Origin of the sequence: Anaeromyxobacter oryzae (assembly GCF_023169945.1) — a bacterium.
Taxonomy (GTDB): Bacteria; Myxococcota; Myxococcia; order Myxococcales; family Anaeromyxobacteraceae; genus Anaeromyxobacter; species Anaeromyxobacter oryzae.
In genome coordinates, this window is sequence record NZ_AP025591.1 from 2,562,398 (window position 1) to 2,580,705 (window position 18,308).

Genomic DNA, 18,308 nt, shown 5'->3' on the forward strand with positions numbered 1-18,308 from the left:
GCTACTTCCCCCCGCGGCCGGCGTGTGGATCGGCGGTCCCGCCGGTGGCACCGGTGCCGGCCGCCTTCGCGGGCGCCTTCGCCGCGCCGCCGGCCATGGCGGCGAGCGACGCGCGGAGCCGCGACTCGGAGTCGACGAGGAAGTTCGCGCCGGTGACGATCTCCTCCCCGGCGTGGAGGCCCTCGAGCACCTCGACGTGGCGGCCGTCGCCCTCGCCGAGCTTCACCTCGCGCGGCTGGAACGTCCCGCCGCCCATCGCGACGAAGACCACCTGCATCGTGCCCGAGTCGATCGCCGCGTCGGCGGGGACGACCAGGCCGCGCCGACGCGGCCCCTCGATCAGCACCTCGCCGAACATCTCGGGCTTGAGCTCGCCGCTCGCGTTCGGGAACTCCAGGCGGACCTTGGCCGTCCGGGTCTTCGGATCGAGGATCGGATCGATGAACGCGACGCGGCCCTGGAACTTCTTGCCGGGGTAGGCGCGGAGCGTGAGCGTCGCCCTGAGCCCGACGGAGACGTGCTGCAGCTCGGTCTCGTACACGTCGGCGAGCACCCACACGCGCGAGAGGTCGACGATCTCGTATGGCATCGAGCCGGCCTCGACGCGCATGCCGGGGACCACGTCGCGCTTCGTCACGACGCCCGTCGCAGGGGAGTAGAACATGAGGTTCTTCGTCGCCTCGCCGGTCCGCTCGACGCGCGCGATCTCCTGGGCCGGCACGTCCCAGAGCTCGAGCTTCCGCCGCGCCGCCGCGACCAGGGAGTCGCCGTCCTGCGCCGCGCCGGCGCCCGCGAGCTCGCCACGGGTGCGAAGCGCCACGAGCAGCTCCTGCTGCGCCGCGACCAGGTCCGGGCTGTACATCGCGAAGAGCGGCTGCCCCTTCTGGACCATCTTCCCGATGAACGTGGCGTGATCGTGCTCGATGAACCCGCCCACCTTCACGTTCACGTGGTGGACGCGGGTCTCGTCGATCGCGACCCGGCCCGCGGTCCGCCAGGCGCCGCCCACGTCGCCCTCGCTGACCTTCGTGGTGCGGAGCCCGATGAGCTGCTGGCGCGCGGGCTCGATGGTCACGGTCGACAGCCCCTCGGGCGTCGGGCCGGAGGCGGGGGCGCCGGCGGACAGGGGCTCCATCTTGACGAGCTTCATGCCGCAGATCGGGCAGTCGCCCGGATGGTCCTGGACGATGCTCGGGTGCATCGGGCAGGTCCACTGGGGCTTGGTCGCCGTCGCGGTCGCCGCCGTCCCGGCCGTCGCGGCACCCGCCGCCACGGCGGGCGCCGCGGCCGCCGCCACCTTCACGAGCTTCATCCCGCAGATCGGGCAGTCGCCCGGGTGGTCCTGCGTGATCGACGGGTGCATCGGGCACTGGTAGAGCGGCTTCGCCTCCGCCGGCTTCTGCCCGGCCGCGGCCGCGGCGGCGCCGTCCGCGCCGTCGCCGCCCGCGCGCCCGGCGAGCACCACCGCGCCGCCACCGAGGGCGGCGCCGACCAGGACCGCCGCCGCAAGGACGAGCGCGCCGCGTCCACGCCTGCGCGGCACCACGGGAGCCGGGGTCTCGGGGATCTTCGTCGCGTCGCTCACATTCCACCGCCCATCGAGGAAGAGGTCGAACCACCACCCGCCGCCGCCGCGCCCGCGGCGGCCGCGGCGCCGCCGCGTCCACCGCTCTTCGTCGCCGCGCTCGAGACGCCGCCGCCCGCCATCCCACCGGCCGAGACGACGCCGGGGAACGTCGCGTCGACGCTCACCTCGGCCATCGCCACGGCGAGCTTCTGCGCGTCCGCGGCCGCCGAGAGGAACGCGTCCTCGTCCGAGACGTTTCCCGCCACCGCCTCGAGGACCGTCGTGAACGGCACGCGCCCGACCCCGTACTGCGCGAGCGCGCTCTGGGCGGTGGCCCGCGACTGGACGAGGAGCCCGCCGCGGAACAGCTTCAGCGTGTCGAGCGCCGCCGCGAGCGCCTCGTAGCGCTCGATCGCCCGGAGGCGGACCACCTCGGCGGCCGCCTCGGCGTCCGCCCGGTTCGCCTCGGCGTCGGCGGCGCGCTCCGCCACGGCGCGCCCCTGCTTCCTCCCGGAGAACAGCGGGATGGGGATGGAGATGCCCGCCTGCCACATGGGCTCCAGGGCGCCTCGCGGCATGACGCCCGCGCTCAGCGTCACGTCGGGGAACCGCTCGCGGCGCGCGAGGTCCACCTGGCGGGCGGCGCGAACCTGGCCGACGCGCGCTCCGGCGAGCTCGGGGCTGCGCTCCTCGGCGTACGCGACCGCCGCGTCGACCGCCGGGAGGGCCGGATCGGCGATCTGCGCGAGCGAGGGGGCGGTCTCCACCGGGTCGCCCGCCGGGCGGCCGCGCAGGCGGTTCACCTCGGCGCGGCGGGCGCGCTCCTCCGCCTCGAGCCCGACCCGGCGCTGCCTGAGCCGGGTCCGCTCGAGCTGGGCCCGGAGCAGATCGGTCTGCGCGGCCTCGCCGGACTCGTACCGCCCCCGGGCGACGCCCTCGGAGCGCTCCCACACCATCTCGAGGCGCACGAGCAGCGCGAGCCGGTCGCGCACGAGGAGGAGATCGAGGTACGCCCGCCGCACGTCGGCCTCGGCCGAGAGCCGCGCCCGCGCGAGCGAGGCGTCCGCCTCCCGGACGGCGAGGTCGGCGACGTCGGTGCGGAGCCCGCGCTTGCCCGGCCAGGGGAGCGTCTGGGCCGCGCCGATGCTCCAGAAGCTCGTCTCCATCTTCCCGATCTCGATCGACCTGAACCCGTCGTTCTGGATGCCGAGCGAGAGCACCGGGTCGGGAAGCGCGCCGGCCTGGGGGACCCGCTCGCGCGCGATCCGGACGCGGGCCGCGGCGGCCTTCACCTCCGGGCGAGCCGCGAGGCTCTCCTCGACCAGCCGGGCGAGTGCGGGGTCGTCCGCGAGGGGGACGGGTGCCTCCGCGCGAGCGCGCGGCGCGGCGAGGATCGCGGCGGCGAGGAGCGCCAGGAGCACCACGGCGAACGGGTGGGAGCGAAGGTTCATGGGCGAGGAGGACCTTAGCAGCGGCCGTGCCACCGCCTCGGCGCACGCCGCACGCGCGAAAGCGGCCGTTTCGGCCGTGATCGCGCCGGCCGTGGCCGCGGTCGCCCACCGTGCCCGTCACCCTGTGACGGCGCCGGTCACGCCTCGGCTAGATGCGGAACTCGCGGACGACCGCGGAGAGCCGCTCCGCCGTTCCGTTGAGCTCGGAGGCGGCCCGGTCCACGTCCTGGATCCCGCGGACCGTCTCCTCCATCGCGACGTCGAGGGAGGACACCGTCCGGGTGATCCGCTCGATCCCGCCGCTCTGATCCTGCACGGCGGTCGCGATCTCGGACGCGGCGCCGCTCGTCTCGCCGACGATACCGCCGATCTCGCGCAGCCGTGCCCCGGAGGCGGCGATCTCGCCGACGCTCGCCTCGAGCGCGGCCCGCCCCTCCTCGACGGTCGCGACGGTCGCGCGGACCGCCTCCTCGATCTCCGTCACGATCGCGGCGATCCGCGACGCGCCCTCGCCGGAGCGCTCCGCCATCGCTCGCACCTCGCGCGCGACGACGGCGAACCCGGCGCCCCGTCCGCCCGCGCGCGCCGCCTCGATGAGGGCGTTCAGCGCGAGGATGTGCGACTGCGTCGCGAACCCCTGGACGGTGGCGCTGATCTCGCTCGCCTGTCGCGCGCGCTCGGCGAGCCCCGCGCTCGTCCGGACGATCTGCTCCACCTGCCGGCGGAGCCGCTCGACGGCGGCGAGGCTCTGCCGCGCCGACGCCTCCCCCGACTCGGTGGTCTCCGCCGCGCGACGCGCGACGCCGAGCACGGTCTCGGCGCGCTCCGCCGCGACCGTCGCCGTCCCCGCGAGCGCGCGGGTGGTCGCGCCCGCGCTCGCGAGCTCGGCCGCCTGCTGCTGCGCGAGCGACGACTGGCTCTGCGTGAGGCGGGTGAGCCCGCCCGCCGCGGAGACGAGGCCGGCGGCGGCCCCCTCGAGGCCCTGCACCATCGAGCGCACGCGCGCCGCGGTGGTCGCGACGATCCAGAAGAGGATCGCGAGCGCGACGAGGACGGTGATCCAGGTGATCCGGAGCGACTCCTGCTGGAGGCGGCGGTTCTGCTCGAAGGCCTCGAACGCCCGCGCGCGGGCGGCGTCGGTGCCGCGCTGCAGCTCGCCCTCGAGCGCGGAGTAGCTCGCGGTCATCTCGCGGAGCGCCCGGGTGACCTCCTCCCCGCGCTCGCCCTTCAGGTACCGGGCGCTCGTGCTCCGGGCGAGCGCGTAGTACGCGTCGACCCGCGCGCGCGTCCCGGCGAGCGCCGCCCGCTCCACGACCGGGAGGCGGGCCAGCTCGTCGAGGCGCCCGTCCAGCTTCGCGCGGAGGTCGTCCGCCCTCGCGAGGGCGGCGTCGTCCTCCGTCGCGACCGCCTCCTCGAGCGCGCGCTGGGCGCCGCCCAGCAGGTCCTGGAGGTCCCGGCTCCCCTCGAGCGCAGGCACGTGGCCCTCGCGCACCTCGTCGAACAGCCGCTCCGAGCGCGCCGCGAGGGCGCGGACCGTGAGGAGCGTGGTCGCGAGCGCGGCCGCGGCGACGAGCGGCGGCAGGAGCAGCCGCGTCCGGAACCGCAGCCGCACCAGCGCCCCGGCCATCGCGCTACTCCCCGACCTTCACGGTCCGCACGCCGGGCGTCGGGACGCCCGCGGCGACGTAGCCGATCGCGCCCGGTGTCCGCTGCACGAACGCGACGACCTCCGCGTCGGACGGCTTCTCGACGGGGGGCACGTCGCGCCCGGCGAAGATGACCCGGCTCCAGTGGGCCTTCACGGCGGCCAGGGAGCGCCGGTGCACGATCTCGCTGAACCGCTGCCGCGCGGCGGACCGCTCCGGCGGCTCGACCGGCTGCACCTCCGAGCCGTCGGACCAGCGGGCGGTCTTCTTGAGGAACAGCTCGGAGAGCTCCCGGCGCGAGAGCGCCTGGACCGCGCTCGCGGGGTGGACGATCACCACGAACCCGTCGTCTGCGAGGGCGGGCGCGGCCCACGAGAGGAGCGCGATGAGCAGGACGCGAACGTTCATGGCGTCTCCTAGAAGCTGAACTGCGTCCCGGCCACCACGAGCTCGGTGCGCTTCTGGAGCACGCCGTCCGCGGAGACGTCCGGCGTGGCGAACCGGTTGCCGTAGACGAGGTGGTACGAGAGCTTGAAGACCACGTCCGGCGTGAACCAGTAGTTCGCGCCGACCGCCGCCTCGTCGTGCCGGAGGAGCGTCGACGACGACGGAATGCCGTCCACGTGACTGCGGGAGACCTCGGCACGGACGGCGACCTGCACGTGCTTGGTCACGAACGCGCCCGCGTCCACGTACGCGCCGTAGCCGTCCTCGAAGCTCCCCTCCTTGCGCCCGAACGCCTCGGCGCGCAGGGTGAACCGATCGTCGACGTACTCGGCGGTGAGGCCGCCCACCGTGAGGCGGACGTCCGACTCCCCGGTGGCCTCCTCCATCTTCATCGTCCCGGTGTAGCCGGAGACGCGGAACACGAGGCCGTCGACCGGCGTCGCGAGGGTGAGGCGGGCGCCGACCACGTTCCGGGCGAGCTCCGACTCGACCTGCGGGAACGTCCAGGGAGGCGGCGTCGCGAGCACCGCGAACGGCTCGTACACGGGGAGATTCATCGCGCCCCCGTACAGATCCCAGTCGAGCGCGTAGCCGTCGCCGCCGAGCTTCACGTCGCCCGTGAGCCCCGCGCCCAGGTAGGCCTCCGCGCCGAGGTGGGCGGGGCCGTAGACCGACTGCGGCAGCGTGAAGAAGGGCCGGACCGTCCCGACGTCCTTGAGCTCCATCAGCGCGCCGAACGGCTGCTTGATCTTGCCGAGCCGGACGCGGAAAGGGACCGGCGGGCGCCACTCCACGAACGCCCAGTCGAGGTCGACCTCGCCATCGCGACCCATGAACAGCTGGGACGCCACCACCACCGAGTCGTCCGGGCGCGCGATCACCGCGAGGGCGAGCTCGGCGTTCTGGTAGTTCCCGTCCCTCGTGCCGACGACGTAGCGGTTGCCGCCGCCGCGCGTCTCCCCGAAGGCCCACTCGCCGAAGCCGGCGACGGACAGCTTCCCCTCGGCGAGCTCCACGCCGCGCCCGGGCGTCGCCACGGTGAGCAGCGCGAGCGCGACCGCGGCGCGTGATGCGTTCCTCATGGACCCTTCCCTCCCTCACCGACCCCGGATCGGGGTGGCCCTTTCGGGTTCTCCAGGGGTAGCACTCCCCCCGCGGGGGTCAACACCATGAACGAGCGAGGGTAGAGGGCAGGCGGATGTCGCACCGCGCGGCACATGAGGCGCGGAGGCGGCCCGGCCGACCCCCGGTGGGGTATCCTCCCGGCCCGGCACGCTCATGCGACCCGCTCCACCCATCGACGTGCCTTCCGCGCCGCGCTCCGGCGGCCCGCCCTCGCGGACGATCGCGGTGCTGCTCACGGCCGGCGTCGCGAGCGCGATCGCCGTCGCCGCCGCGCTCTCGTTCGAGGCGAGCGCGCGCGTGTTCCGCGCCGAGAAGGAGGGCCAGCTCGCCGCGATCGTGGCGGTGAAGGTCGAGGAGCTCGCGCGGTGGCGCGCCGAGCGGATCGCCGATTCCAGCGCGATCGCGAGCGACGCGATGCTGGTCGACTCCCTCGGCCGGACCGACGTCCCGGCGCTGCAGGAGGATCTCGGCCGGTGGTTCCGCGGCCTCATGGGGCTCGGGGACTACGCCGCGTTCGAGCTGCTCGATCCCGCCGGTCGCGTCGTCGTCGCGACGTCGCCGCCGCCGGACGACGAGCCGCAGCGGGCCGCCGTCGTCGCGACCGCGCTCGCGGCACGCCGGCCGACGTTCGTGGACCTGCACCGCCACGGCGAGAGCGAGCCCCAGCTCGAGCTCGTCACCCCGGTGATGCGCCGGGGCGAGCCGGTCGGCGCGCTCCTCGTCCGGATCGACCCGCGCGCCTACGTGTACCCGCTCCTCCGATCGTGGCCCGCGCAGGGGACCTCGGCGGAGACGCTCCTCGTCCGCGAGGACGGCGACGCCCTCGTCGTCCTGAACCCGGTCCGGAGCCGACCGGACGCCGCCCTCGCGCTGCGGCTCCCGGCGGCGTTCGCGACGGGGGCGGCGCCGCGCCGGCGCGAGCCGGAAGGACCGGAGCTCCTCAGCGCCGCGCAGCCCGTGCCGCACTCACCGTGGACCCTGATCGCGCAGGTCCCGGTCGCGGAGGCGTTCGCGCCCCTCCGCGAGCGGCTCGTGTGGACCCTGGGGCTCGCGGCGGCGCTGCTCGCGGCGGTGGCGGCGGGCGGCGGCCTCTGGTGGCGCCAGCGCGTGGCGGGGTTCGAGCGGCAGCGGCTCGTGGCGGAGGCGGAGCGGAACGCCGTCGCGCGCCGGCTCGACCGCCTCACGCGCTGGTCGCGCGACCTCGTCTTCCTCACCGACGACGCGCACCGGATCGTCGAGGTGAACGAGCGCGCGGCCGAGGCGCTCGGGTACACGCGGGAGGAGCTGCTCCGGCTGGCCGTCCCGGACCTGCGCGATCCCGCGACCGTCGCCGACTTCCCGGACCGCGTCCGCGAGGAGATGGCGCACGGCGCGCTCCTGTTCGAGACGCGCTACCGCCGGAAGGACGGCTCGACCTTCCCGGTCGAGGTGAGCGTGCACGTCGACGAGGTGGACGGGCGCCGCCTCTTCCAGGGCATCGCCCGCGACATCTCGGAGCGGGTCGCCGCGGAGCAGGCGCTCCGCGCGAGCGAAGCCAAGTTCCGCGCCGCGTTCGAGGGCGCGCGGCTCGGCGTCGCCCTCCTCGACGCGCGCGGGGCCGTGGTGGAGGCGAACCCCGCCCTCTGCGGGATGCTCGGGCGCTCGGAGGCGGCCCTTCGCGGCGAGCCGCTCGCGCGGCTCGTCGAGGGCGGCGCCGGCGCCGAGCTCGCCGCCGCGCTCGAGCGGCTCGGCGCGGGCGCGATCGAGACGGTCGAGGGCTCGTACCGGCTCGCGCGGGCCGGCGGCGGCGCCGTGGACGCGCTGCTCCGCGCGGGCGCCCTCCGCGGCGCGGACACCCGCTGGTCCGCGCTCGCGTTCGTCGAGGACGTCTCGGAGAAGCGGCAGCTCCAGGCCCGGCTGCAGCTGGCCGACCGCATGGCGTCCCTCGGCACCCTCGCGGCGGGCGTCGCTCACGAGATCAACAACCCGCTCGCGTTCGTCCTCGCGAACGTCGATCACGCCGCCGAGGTCCTGCGCAGCGCCGGCCGCGATCCCGGCGTCGTCGCCGCCCTCGACGACGCCCGCGCGGGCGCGATCCGGGTCCGCGAGATCGTCCGGGAGCTCCGGGCCTTCTCCCGCGCCGACGCGGAGAACGACTCCCTGGCGGACGTCCGGCGCGCGGCGCGCTCCGCGATGGCCCTCGCCGAGAACGAGATCCGGCACCGCGCCGGGATCGTCCTCTCCCTCGAGGCGGCGCCGCCGGTCCGCGGCAGCGAGCACCGGCTCGGCCAGGTCGCCCTGAACCTGCTCGTGAACGCGGCCCAGGCGATCCCGGAGGGCGACGCCGCCCGCCACACCATCCGGGTCGCGACCGGTACCGCTCCGGACGGGCGCGCCTTCCTGGAGGTCTCGGACACGGGCGCGGGCATCGCGCCCGACCTGCTGCCGCGGATCTTCGACCCGTTCTTCACGACGAAGCCGGTCGGCGTCGGCACCGGCCTCGGCCTCTCGATCTGCCACGCCATCGTGACCGGCCTCGGCGGCGAGATCCGGGTCGAGAGCGCCCTCGGGGCAGGCGCGACGTTCCGGGTCCTCCTCCCCGCCGCGGCGCCGGACGCCACGGTCGGGCGCGAGGGCGGCGGCCCGGCCACGGTCGCGCCCTCCGTGCCGCGGCGCGGGCGCGTCGTCGTGGTGGACGACGAGCCGCTCGTCGGGCGCGCGGTCCAGCGCGTGCTCGCCGCGCAGCACGACGTCGTGGTCCTCACCGCGGCGTCCGCCGCCCTCGCCGCGCTCGCGGAGGAGCCCGCCGCCGACGTGGTGCTCTGCGATCTCATGATGCCGGGCATGAGCGGGATGGAGCTGCACGCCCGGGTCCGGGCGCGGAGTCCGCGCGTCGCGGACCGCTTCGTCTTCCTCACCGGCGGCGCCTTCACCGCCGCGGCGCGGGAGTTCCTCGACGCGGTGCCGAACGCACGGATCGAGAAGCCGTTCGATCCGGAGGCGCTCCGCGCCGCGGTCGCGCGGCTGGTCTCCGCGCCCGCCGCGGAGCGCGCGTGAGCGCCGCGTCTCCCGCCGAGCGGCGCGTCGCAGCGGCGCCCTGGGACGCCCTCGCGCGCGTCGCCCCGCCGCTCGACGCGGAGCTGGTCGAGGTCCTCGGGGGCGCCACCGCCGAGCGCGTCGTCGATCGCGCGCTCCGCGCCCGCCGCGGCCTCGACGGCCTCGCCCGCGCGGTGGTGGCCGAGGCCATCTTCGGCGTCGCGCTCTGGCGCCGGCGCTTGCGGGCGCAGCTCGGGGACGCCGACGCCCCGCCCGCGGTGCTGCTCGCCGCGCTGCTGCGCGACCTCGGCGGGCGCGCCGACGCCGCCGCGCTCGCGGGTGTCGACGCGGGCGCGCTGCCGCCGCCGAGGCCGCCGCCCGCCGGGCTCGCCGACCGCTTCTCGCTCCCGGACTGGCTCGCGGAGGAGGTGGCGCGCGCGGCGGGCCCCGACGCGCCGGCGCTCGCGGACGCCCTCGACCGCCCCGGCCCGGTCTGCCTGCGCGCGAACCGGCTCCGCATCGGGCGCGGCGCGCTCGCGACCGCGCTCGCGGCCAGCGGCATCGCGACCCGCCCCGCGCCGCTCGCGCCGGACGGGCTCGTGGTGGACGGTCCGCGGCCCAACGTCTACGGCCTCGTGGCGCACCGGACCGGGCTCGTCGAGGTCCAGGACGAGGGCAGCCAGCTCCTCGGAGCGCTCGTCGGGGCGCGCCCCGGCGACGCCGTCGTCGACGCCTGCGCGGGCGCCGGCGGGAAGACCCTCCTCCTCGCCGCGGCCGTGGGCCCCGCCGGGCGCGTGTACGCGGTCGATCCCGACGCGGCGCGGCTCGCGCGCCTCCGGGTCCGCGCGACCCGCGCCGGCGCGGAGGGGATCGTCTCGATCGAGGGCCCCTCGGCGCCGCCCGAGCTCCGCGTCGACCGGGTCCTCGTCGACGCGCCCTGCTCCGAGCTCGGCGCGCTCCGGCGCGGCCCGGACCTCCGCTGGCGCCTCGACCCGGCGACGTTCCCGGCGCTGCCGGCGCTGCAGCTCGGGATCCTCGCGCGCGCCGCGACGCACGTCCGGCGCGGCGGCCGGCTCGTTTACGCGACCTGCACGTTCCGCCGCGAGGAGGACGAGGAGGTGGCGCTCGCCTTCGAGGCCGCGCACCCGGAGTTCGTCCGCGCCGCGCCAGAGGCGGACGCGTCGGTCGTGACACCCGACGGCTTCGTCCGCACGTGGCCCCACGTGCACGACACCGACGGCTTCTTCGCGGCGGTCTGGACGCGGCGGGGGTGACGACCGCGGACGCGCGCGCCGGATGCGGTCGCGCTAGAGGTCCTCGCTCCGCAGCACCGCGCCGTTCGACGCGTTCGTGACGAGGTGCGCGTACCGCCGCAGCCAGCTCGAGCGGACGTCCTTCCTCCTCGGGCGGAACCCCTCGCGGCGGCGGGCGAGCTCGACGTCGGGCACGTTCACGGTCAGCGAGCGGGCCTCGACGTCGATCGTGATCGCGTCGCCATCCTCGACGAGGCCGATGACGCCGCCCTCGGCCGCCTCCGGCGAGACGTGACCGACGCACGCGCCGCGGGTCGCACCGGAGAAGCGGCCGTCGGTGACGAGCGCGACCGACTCCCCGAGCCCCATGCCCATGATGAGCGACGTCGGCGCGAGCATCTCCTGCATGCCCGGGCCGCCCTTCGGCCCCTCGTACCGGATCACGACGAAGTGCCCGGCCTGCACCTTGCCCGCCATGATCCCGGCGGCGGCCTCGTCCTGCGAGTCGAAGCAGATCGCCTTGCCGGTGAACTTCCGCATCGACGGCTGGATCCCGGCGGTCTTCACCACCGCGCCCTCCGGCGCGAGGTTCCCGAACAGCACCGCCAGTCCGCCCACCGGCGAGTAGGCGTTCTCGAGGGAGTGGATCACCTCGGGATCGGCGATCCTGGCGTCGCGGATCCGCTCGCCGACGGTCTCGCCGGCGACGGTGAGCGCCCCCTCGCGGACGATCCCGCCGCGCCGCGCGACCTCCTTCAGCACCGCCGGGACGCCGCCCGCGCGGTGCACGTCCTCGATGTGCACCGTGGAGAGCGACGGCGCGATCTTCGAGATGTGGGCGACCTTGCCGGCGATCGCCTCGATGTCCTTCAGGCCGAACGTGAGCCCCGCCTCGCGCGCGATGGCGAGCATGTGGAGGACGGTGTTGGACGACCCGCCCATGGCCATGTCGACGACCATGGCGTTGTGCACCGCGTCCGCGGTGACGACGCGGCGCATGCGGAACCGCTCGTCGCCCGCGATCTCGACGGCGCGGCGCGCGGCGCGACGGACGAGCGCCTCGCGCTCCGGCGTGAGCGCGAGGATCGTCCCGTTGCCCGGGAGCGCGATCCCCATGGCCTCGCACAGGACGTTCATGGAGTTCGCGGTGAACATGCCGGAGCACGACCCGCCCGACGGGCACGCCCGGCACTCGATCTCGTACAGCTCCGCGTCGCTCATCTGCCCGCGGGCGCGCTTCCCGACCGCCTCGAAGGCGGTGGTGAGGTCGATGGGGGTGCCGTCGGCCATGTGCCCCGCCCGCATCGGTCCGCCGGACACGAACACCGTCGGAACGTCCACGCGGAGCGCGCCCATCACCATGCCCGGCACGATCTTGTCGCAGTTCGGGATGCAGAGGAGCGCGTCGAGGCAGTGCGCGTTCATCATCGTCTCGATGCAGTCCGCGATGAGCTCGCGCGAGGGCAGGCTGTAGCGCATGCCCTCGTGGCCCATGGCGATCCCGTCGTCGACGCCGATGGTGTTGAACTCGAACGGCACGCCGCCGGCCTTGCGGATCTCGTCCTTCGCGATCCGCCCGTACTCGGCGAGGAAGAAGTGGCCCGGGATGATGTCCACGTGGCTGTTGGCGATCCCGACGAACGGCTTGTCGAAGTCCGCGTCGGTGAGGCCGGTCGCCCGGAGCAGGCTGCGGTGCGGCGCCCGCTCGAAGCCCTTCTTGATGATGTCGCTGCGCATCCGGTGTTTTTCGGTTACCGGGGGCCGCGAAGTCAAATCGTTCGCGCGCGCGGCGACCGGGCGGGCGCCGGGTTAGGAACCTCCCGTGCCCGCCCCGGACTTCGACCTCGCCAGGACCCGGATCCGGATCGCGCTCGCGGCGCGTCCACCCGTGCCGCTCGAGGTCGCCGGCTTCCGTCGCGCGGCCGTGCTCGTGCCGCTCCTCGCGCGCGCCGGCGGACCCTCCCTGCTGTTCACGCGCCGCGCGCACACGGTCCCGCACCACCGGGGAGAGATCTCGTTCCCCGGCGGGGGTCTCGAGGCGGGCGAAGGACCGATCCAGGCCGCGCTGCGCGAGGCGCGCGAGGAGGTTGGCCTGCCGCAGGAGGCCGTCGAGGTGCTCGGCGTCCTCGACGACCGCCCGAGCGTCGCCGGGTTCGTCGTGACGCCGGTCGTCGCCGCGGTGAGGACGCCGCCGCACGCGTTCGTCGCGCAGGAGGGCGAGGTGGACGAGCACTTCGAGCTGCCGCTCGCGCGCCTGCTCGAGCGCGACCTCCGCCAGGCCTCGCTCTGGGATCCGGGGCGCCTCCCCGCGCGCCTCCTCGAGGTGGTCGCCCGCGCCGCCATCCCCTTCGAGGACGTCGACGCCGCGAGCGGCCACTGGCGGGTCTGGTCGTTCCACGCCGATCCGGCGCGGGTCGTGTGGGGCCTCACCGCGCGCATCCTCGCGGATCTCCTCGATCGCGCGTTCCCGTCCCCGCCGGGCGCCTGACCTCCGGCGAGCGCTCGGAAGGCGATGGCGTCGGGGCTCGGCGCCGCACCGCCCTCGGCGTGCCGTCGCGCCCCTCGTCCCCCGCACTTAGATCCAGCCGGTGGTGCGCACCTCGCGCCTGGCGCTCCTCGCCGCTCTCGTGGCCGCCTGCGGCAACCCCGGCTTCGATCGGCGAGGCCCGAGCGGCCGGCGCGTGGGGGAGCGGTGCAACAGCGCCTCCGATTGCCAGCAGGGGCTCTACTGCGTCGAGCAGACCTGCGCGGCGACGCTGCCCGTGGGCGCGTGCACGACGACGGCGCAGATCGTCCTCGCCGAGCCGGTGGTCCCGGCCTCGCGGCCGGATCCGATCCCCGATCCGCCGTGCGCGCTGCCCGTCCGCTCCATCGCCCCGTCCTTCCCGGCCGCGCAGGTCCAGGACAAGGGCGCCCACCCCGTCGGCTCGGTGATCCAGTTCGAGGTGCCCGAGAAGACCACGAGCTTCAGCATCGTCTCGCAGGAGGTGGACGGGTCCGCGGTGAACGACGTGACGCTGAAGCAGGGCGGGCAGGACGTGTCGTTTCCGAACACCGTGCAGCCGACGAACCTCCTCGCCCCTGGCTCCGTCCAGTACTACGACGACCTCGCCGCCATCCCGGCGGACCCGAGCACCCTCTTCGCGCAGTACGTCGGGTTCCAACCGTCCACCGGGGTGATGACGCTCCCGAACACCTCGCGAGCGCTCGACATCGTCCGCTCGACGGGCGGGCTCCCCGCCGGCACGTGGCAGTTCACGCTCACCGACACCGCGGCCGAGTGCAAGGTGCTCGGCTGCACGGCCGACCACGCGAACGGCATCTACGACGTGAAGATCCTCACGCGGCCCGGCACGCTCGACGGGACCGGCACGCTCGACGCGGACGTCTACTTCGTGTCCCAGGACCCCGACCACCCCACCCTGACGGCCGCCGACGCCACCGCGGACCCCGCGACGAACGACACGGCGCGGCACTTCCAGCGCTTCGTCTCGACGCTCTCCCAGCTCTTCTCCCGAGTCGGCGTGTGTCTCGGGACCGTCCGGGTCCACGCGATGCCCGACTGGGCGCGGAGCGATTTCCACGATCTCGACATCGACAAGTCCGACCCGTGCTCGCCGATGCCGAGGCTCTTCACCCTCGCCGCGCCGGAGAGCGGCGTCCACCTGTTCTTCGTCGACACGATCGTCACGGCGACCGCCCCGGGCGGCGGCGCGGTCATCGTCGGGATCGACGGCTCGATCCCGGGGCCGTCCGCGGTGCCAGGGACGCTGAACAGCGGCGCCGCCGTCGTGCTCGCCAACTTCGGCCTCGAGCGGACGGCCGGTGCCTGCTCCGGCCCCGCGGACGTGGCCCGCTGCGGCACCGATCAGGTCGCGTACATCGCCGCGCACGAGGCGGGCCACTGGCTCGGCCTGTACCACACGACCGAGTCGTCGGGGACGTTCTTCGACCCGCTGACCGACACCGCCTCCTGCGCCTGCGACACGTGCGCGCCCGCCGCGCAGCGCGCGCAGTGCCCGAACGGGAACGTGAAGCTCTTCTCGTCCTCTTGCAGCGGCAAGGTCGCGGGCTGCGGCGGCGCCGACAACCTCATGTTCTGGCTCGTCGACCCGGATTTCTCCACCGGCGCGCTCTCGCCCCAGCAGGGCGAGGTGATGCGCTCGAACCCGGCGGTCCACTGATGGAGGAGCGCCCGTGATCGCCCTCGCCCTCGCCCTCGCGCTCGCCCTCGCCGCCGGCCCGGCCACGACGCCGAGCCCGCCGGCGCTCTCGCCGGACACGCGCGAGGCGGCGATCCAGAGCTACCTCGGCGCGATCGACCGGCCGGTGACGGACGAGGCCTGGCGCTCCCTGGGGCCGGACGCGATCCCGACGCTGGCGCGCGTCGCCGAGGATCCCGGCGAGTTCCCGACCCGCCGGGCCCTCGCGCTCCAGGGCCTCGCCGCGCTCGGCGGCGATCGCGCGGAGGCCGTCCACCTCGCACAGCTGCACGCCCCGGGCGCACCCCGCATCGTGCGGCACGGCGCGATCCGCGGGCTCGGCCGGCTCCTCCCCGCCGACCGGCTCGCCCGCGAGGTGAAGCCGCTGCTCGCGGACGGAGACCCCGGTGCGCGCGCCACCGCCGCCGAGGTGCTCGCCGCCGGCGCCCCGGGCGCGTGCGACGCGATCCGCGCGCAGGCGGGGAAGGAAGGCGGCGCCACGCGGGCGCGGTTCGGGAAGGCGCTCGAGCGCTGCAGCCGGTGAGGGCCGAGGCCTCCGGGAGAGGCGCCGGGCTTCCCGCGAGGAGCGAGACATCGCGGACCGAAGCCTTTGGCCTGTCAGCCCGGGCCCTGTAGCCTGTAGCCTTCGATCGTGCTCGCCGCGTTCGCCGTCTCCCTCGTGCTCGTCGCCGCGCCCGCCCCGCCCGCCTCGGCCTGCGACGCGCACGCGCGGCTGCTGCCGCGCGCGCCCGCCCCCGCCGGCGGGGCGCCGGGCTGCGCCCACGCGCTCGCCGAGGTCTGCGACGCCGGCTCTCCGCGCGCGTGCGAGGCGCTCGGCGAGGCGCTCGAGGGGACGGAGGGGCTTCCGGCCGATCCCGCCCGCGCCCGGGCGCTCCACGCCCGGGCGTGCCGTGCCGGGCTCGGCGATGCCTGCGGGCGGCTCGCGGCGCTCCTCCTCGCCGGCGGCGACCCCGCCGGCGCTGCCGCTGCGCGCGAGGACGGCTGCGCGCTCGGTGCGCCCCGCGCGTGCGCCGCCCTCGCGGGCACGGTGGCGGACCCCGCGCGCGCGGCGGCGCTCCGCGAGCGCGCCTGCGATCTCGGCGACGGAGCCGCCTGCCTCGCGGTCGCGCGCGGCGACGCGGCGCGCGGGCCGGCGCTCCTCGAGCGCGCGTGTCGCCTCGGCGAGGGCGACGCCTGCGCCGAGCGCGCGGATCGCGGCGCTCCGGACGCCGCCCGGACCTGGCTGGAGCGCGGCTGCGCGGCCGAGAGCGAGGCCGCGTGCGCGCGGCTCGGGATCGCGCTGCTCGCGGACCGCGGGGGCGGCGCAGGCCGTGGGGCGGACCTGCTCCGCGGCCACTGCGCCGCGCTCGGCCCCGCGGCCTGCCTCGACGCCGCTTCGCGCTGGCTCGGCGGGCCGTCGGCGGTCATCGACGACGCGAGCGCGCCGGCGCTCGTCGAGGCCGCCTGCGACCGCGGCGTCCTCGACGCGTGCGCGCGCCTCGGGCGGCTCGTCCAGGAAGGCCGCGAGGTCCCCGGGGACGGGAGGCGCGCCGCCGCGCTCTACGCACGTGCGTGCGACGGCGGCGTCGCGAGGGCCTGCGCCGATCTCGGGGTCCTCCACCGGTTCGGCGCCGGCGTGCCCCGCGACGAGGGCCGCGCGGGGGCGCTGCTCGATCGGGCCTGCCGGCTCGGGCTGGACGAGGGCTGCTTCCTCCGCGACGACCCGGTCCGTCCCTCGGACGCCGCGGCCGGCGGCAGCCCGTCACGATGAGATGGAGCGCGGGCAGGCGGCCGCTCCTCCGGAGGGGCCGCACCGCTCGTGAGGCGACGCCCGCGTTGCCCGCGCCCGCGGCCGGGCGGTAGCATCGCGCTCCACACGCAGAGGACGACCGGCGAGAGGGCACGACATGATCGGTGATCACATCCGGGCACGGAAGGGCGGTCGCTGGAGCCACGGGATCGACTGCGGCGACGAGACGATCATCCACCTCGACGACGACCCCGGGGTGCCGGCGGCGGACCGCGTGAAGCGGAGCTACCGCCCGGAGTTCGTCGCGGGCGCGGAGGCGGTCGAGGTGGTGACCCACCGCGAGCGCACGTTCCCGCCGCGGCAGGTCGTCGCCCGCGCGTACAGCCCGCGCCAGGATCCCGCGCGCGCGTCGATGTTCAAGGACTCGGAGGCGTTCGCAGCGTGGTGCAAGACCGGGCGCGTGCTCGACGCCCCGCGCAACGTCGCGCTCGAGGTCCCGGGCATCGCGCCCGCGCCGGCCCCGGCGCCGCGCACGAACGGCAGCGACGGCGCGGCCAGCGCCGCGCCCGCGGTGACCGTCGCGGCGGCGACCGCGAAGCCGTCGCCCAGGAAGGTGGCCGCGAAGGCGACTGCCGCGAAGGCCGCGCCGAGGCCGGCGGCAGCGAAGGCGAAGGCGAAGGTCGCGAAGGCTCCGGCGAAGGCAGCCGCCGCGCGGAAGAAGCCGGCCGGAGCGAAGGCGACGAAGAAGGTGGCGGCGGCGCCGAAGGCGTCCGGAGCGAAGCGGAAGGCCGCCAGCCGGAAGCCGGCGGCGCGCCCGGCGCCGCGGAAAGCGCGGAAAGGCACGAGCGCCAAGCCTGCGCGGCGGGCGAAGCGCTAGCCCGATACCGCCGGCGCGGAGAGGGCCGCGCTACGGCGCTCGCGGCGCCTGCGCGCCGTCCTGCGGAGACGCCTGCGCGAACACCGCCCGCGGATCCGGCACCTGCTCCATGATCGCGATGCCGATCGCGCAGGCGAGGAACACCGCCAGTGCGAGCATCCACGGGCGGAACTCGAGCAGATCCTTCGGGCTCACCGGCGGGATCCGGGGCGGCCGCTGCTCGTTCCGCTGCATCATGCCCCGTAAGTAGACCGCGATCTGCGCAGGATGCAACCCCTTCCGCCCGATCCGGGACGGGGCGGAAGGGGCCCCGAGCGGGGGGGAACCCGGGACAATCTCACGGGGGCTGCGCCCCCGCCCCGCTCGCCGGGTCTACCGGGGCGCGCCGAACGGAGCGCCGCCGTCCTGGCGCAGCTCGCGACGATCCTCGCGCAGCTCGCGCCGGTCCTGGGCGAGCTCGCCCCGGGCGAGGTCGACGAGCTCGGCGATGAGGATGCCCCGGCGCTCGACCGCGGGGCGACCGAACCGGCCCCGGAGACCGCGCAGCTCGTCCCCGATCGCGGCGCGCCGCTCGGCGACGCGGCGCTCGATCGCGAGATCGCGGCGGTCGTCGCGCGCGTCGTGGCGGTCACCTTCCTGCCGGTCGCGCCGGAACTCGTCGCGATCGCGCGCCGCCTCGACACGGGTCTCGTGGCGCTCGGCCCGGAGCTCGCGCGCGAGCGCCTCGTCGACGGCGGCGATCTCGCGGCGGTCGCCGCGGCGGCGCGCGGCGTCGAAGCGCGCCTGCAGCCCCTCGAGGCGGGCGAGATCGCGCCGGTCGTCGGCGCGCTCGCGCCGGTCCTGGCGGAGCTCGTGGCGGTCCTCGGCGCGATCGCGGGCGGTCTGCGCGCTCGCCGCGGCAGGGAGCGCGAGCGCGGCGGCGAGGACGAGCGGGAGGCGGTTCATGATGGGTTCTCCTGGGGTGTCGAGTTCGTT

At 76.1% G+C, this 18,308-nt stretch carries 15 protein-coding genes; 7 read left to right on the plus strand and 8 right to left on the minus strand.

Annotated features, from left to right (window positions below; translation table 11 throughout):
* Window position 1: 1 nt before the first annotated feature.
* The 5 genes from AMOR_RS11115 to AMOR_RS11135 all read right to left on the minus strand — a co-directional run bounded on the left by AMOR_RS11115 (window position 2) and on the right by AMOR_RS11135 (window position 6,193).
* Complete coding sequence (locus AMOR_RS11115) at window positions 2-1,585, minus strand: efflux RND transporter periplasmic adaptor subunit (RefSeq protein ID WP_248361007.1); 1,584 nt, start codon at window positions 1,583-1,585, stop codon at window positions 2-4.
* Window positions 1,582-3,018, minus strand: coding sequence for a TolC family protein (locus tag AMOR_RS11120; RefSeq protein WP_248361009.1), 1,437 nt, complete (start codon window positions 3,016-3,018; stop codon window positions 1,582-1,584). Before AMOR_RS11120 ends, AMOR_RS11115 begins: the two co-directional genes overlap by 4 nt.
* 148 nt (window positions 3,019-3,166) lie before the next feature.
* On the minus strand, window positions 3,167-4,645 hold the full coding sequence (locus tag AMOR_RS11125) for a methyl-accepting chemotaxis protein (protein WP_248361011.1): 1,479 nt from the start codon (window positions 4,643-4,645) through the stop codon (window positions 3,167-3,169).
* A gap of 4 nt (window positions 4,646-4,649) precedes the next feature.
* On the minus strand, window positions 4,650-5,072 hold the full coding sequence (locus AMOR_RS11130) for a substrate-binding domain-containing protein (RefSeq protein WP_248361013.1): 423 nt from the start codon (window positions 5,070-5,072) through the stop codon (window positions 4,650-4,652).
* A gap of 8 nt (window positions 5,073-5,080) precedes the next feature.
* On the minus strand, window positions 5,081-6,193 hold the full coding sequence (locus tag AMOR_RS11135) for an OprO/OprP family phosphate-selective porin (protein WP_248361015.1): 1,113 nt from the start codon (window positions 6,191-6,193) through the stop codon (window positions 5,081-5,083).
* 220 nt (window positions 6,194-6,413) lie between these two features.
* Here AMOR_RS11135 and AMOR_RS11140 point away from each other — a divergent pair, with 220 nt between their 5' ends.
* Together AMOR_RS11140 and AMOR_RS11145 are read left to right on the plus strand one after the other, a co-directional pair.
* Window positions 6,414-9,272, plus strand: coding sequence for a PAS domain S-box protein (locus AMOR_RS11140; protein ID WP_248361017.1), 2,859 nt, complete (start codon window positions 6,414-6,416; stop codon window positions 9,270-9,272).
* A complete protein-coding gene (locus tag AMOR_RS11145; protein WP_248361019.1) occupies window positions 9,269-10,525 on the plus strand; it encodes an RsmB/NOP family class I SAM-dependent RNA methyltransferase in 1,257 nt (418 codons plus the stop codon). The genes AMOR_RS11140 and AMOR_RS11145 overlap by 4 nt, the downstream gene beginning before the upstream one ends.
* A gap of 33 nt (window positions 10,526-10,558) precedes the next feature.
* Here the strand turns inward: AMOR_RS11145 and ilvD are convergent, their stop codons facing one another.
* Window positions 10,559-12,241 carry a dihydroxy-acid dehydratase gene (ilvD, locus tag AMOR_RS11150; RefSeq protein ID WP_248361021.1) on the minus strand — a complete coding sequence of 561 codons (1,683 nt, stop codon included), beginning with the start codon at window positions 12,239-12,241 and terminating at the stop codon, window positions 10,559-10,561.
* An 85-nt stretch (window positions 12,242-12,326) separates the two neighbouring features.
* On the opposite strand from ilvD, the gene AMOR_RS11155 reads away from it, so the two are divergent.
* The 5 genes from AMOR_RS11155 (at window position 12,327) to AMOR_RS11175 (ending at window position 17,333) form a co-directional block, all read left to right on the plus strand.
* The gene (locus AMOR_RS11155; protein WP_248361023.1) at window positions 12,327-12,992 is read left to right on the plus strand and encodes an NUDIX hydrolase; all 666 of its coding nucleotides are present in this window, start codon (window positions 12,327-12,329) and stop codon (window positions 12,990-12,992) included.
* A gap of 103 nt (window positions 12,993-13,095) precedes the next feature.
* Window positions 13,096-14,688, plus strand: a complete 1,593-nt coding sequence (locus tag AMOR_RS11160) for a zinc metalloprotease (RefSeq protein WP_248361025.1) — start codon at window positions 13,096-13,098, stop codon at window positions 14,686-14,688.
* 13 nt (window positions 14,689-14,701) lie between these two features.
* A complete protein-coding gene (locus AMOR_RS11165) occupies window positions 14,702-15,250 on the plus strand; it encodes a hypothetical protein (protein WP_248361027.1) in 549 nt (182 codons plus the stop codon).
* A 108-nt stretch (window positions 15,251-15,358) separates the two neighbouring features.
* Window positions 15,359-16,477, plus strand: a complete 1,119-nt coding sequence (locus AMOR_RS11170) for a tetratricopeptide repeat protein (protein ID WP_248361029.1) — start codon at window positions 15,359-15,361, stop codon at window positions 16,475-16,477.
* A gap of 136 nt (window positions 16,478-16,613) precedes the next feature.
* Window positions 16,614-17,333 carry a hypothetical protein gene (locus AMOR_RS11175; protein ID WP_248361031.1) on the plus strand — a complete coding sequence of 240 codons (720 nt, stop codon included), beginning with the start codon at window positions 16,614-16,616 and terminating at the stop codon, window positions 17,331-17,333.
* A gap of 30 nt (window positions 17,334-17,363) precedes the next feature.
* On the opposite strand, the gene AMOR_RS11180 is transcribed toward AMOR_RS11175, so the two are convergent.
* Window positions 17,364-17,570, minus strand: a complete 207-nt coding sequence (locus tag AMOR_RS11180; protein ID WP_248361033.1) for a hypothetical protein — start codon at window positions 17,568-17,570, stop codon at window positions 17,364-17,366.
* A gap of 135 nt (window positions 17,571-17,705) precedes the next feature.
* Window positions 17,706-18,278, minus strand: a complete 573-nt coding sequence (locus AMOR_RS11185; protein WP_248361035.1) for a hypothetical protein — start codon at window positions 18,276-18,278, stop codon at window positions 17,706-17,708.
* Window positions 18,279-18,308 lie beyond the last annotated feature (30 nt).

Bases quoted from the DNA above. Each gene is read 5' to 3' on its own strand.
- AMOR_RS11130 (WP_248361013.1), bottom strand. From the start codon at position 5,072: ATGAACGTTCGCGTCCTGCTCATCGCGCTCCTCTCGTGGGCCGCGCCC.
- AMOR_RS11175 (WP_248361031.1), top strand. From the start codon at position 16,614: ATGATCGGTGATCACATCCGGGCACGGAAGGGCGGTCGCTGGAGCCAC.
- AMOR_RS11180 (WP_248361033.1), bottom strand. From the start codon at position 17,570: ATGATGCAGCGGAACGAGCAGCGGCCGCCCCGGATCCCGCCGGTGAGC.
- AMOR_RS11125 (WP_248361011.1), bottom strand. From the start codon at position 4,645: ATGGCCGGGGCGCTGGTGCGGCTGCGGTTCCGGACGCGGCTGCTCCTG.
- AMOR_RS11120 (WP_248361009.1), bottom strand. From the start codon at position 3,018: ATGAACCTTCGCTCCCACCCGTTCGCCGTGGTGCTCCTGGCGCTCCTC.
- AMOR_RS11185 (WP_248361035.1), bottom strand. From the start codon at position 18,278: ATGAACCGCCTCCCGCTCGTCCTCGCCGCCGCGCTCGCGCTCCCTGCC.
- ilvD (WP_248361021.1), bottom strand. From the start codon at position 12,241: ATGCGCAGCGACATCATCAAGAAGGGCTTCGAGCGGGCGCCGCACCGC.
- AMOR_RS11135 (WP_248361015.1), bottom strand. From the start codon at position 6,193: ATGAGGAACGCATCACGCGCCGCGGTCGCGCTCGCGCTGCTCACCGTG.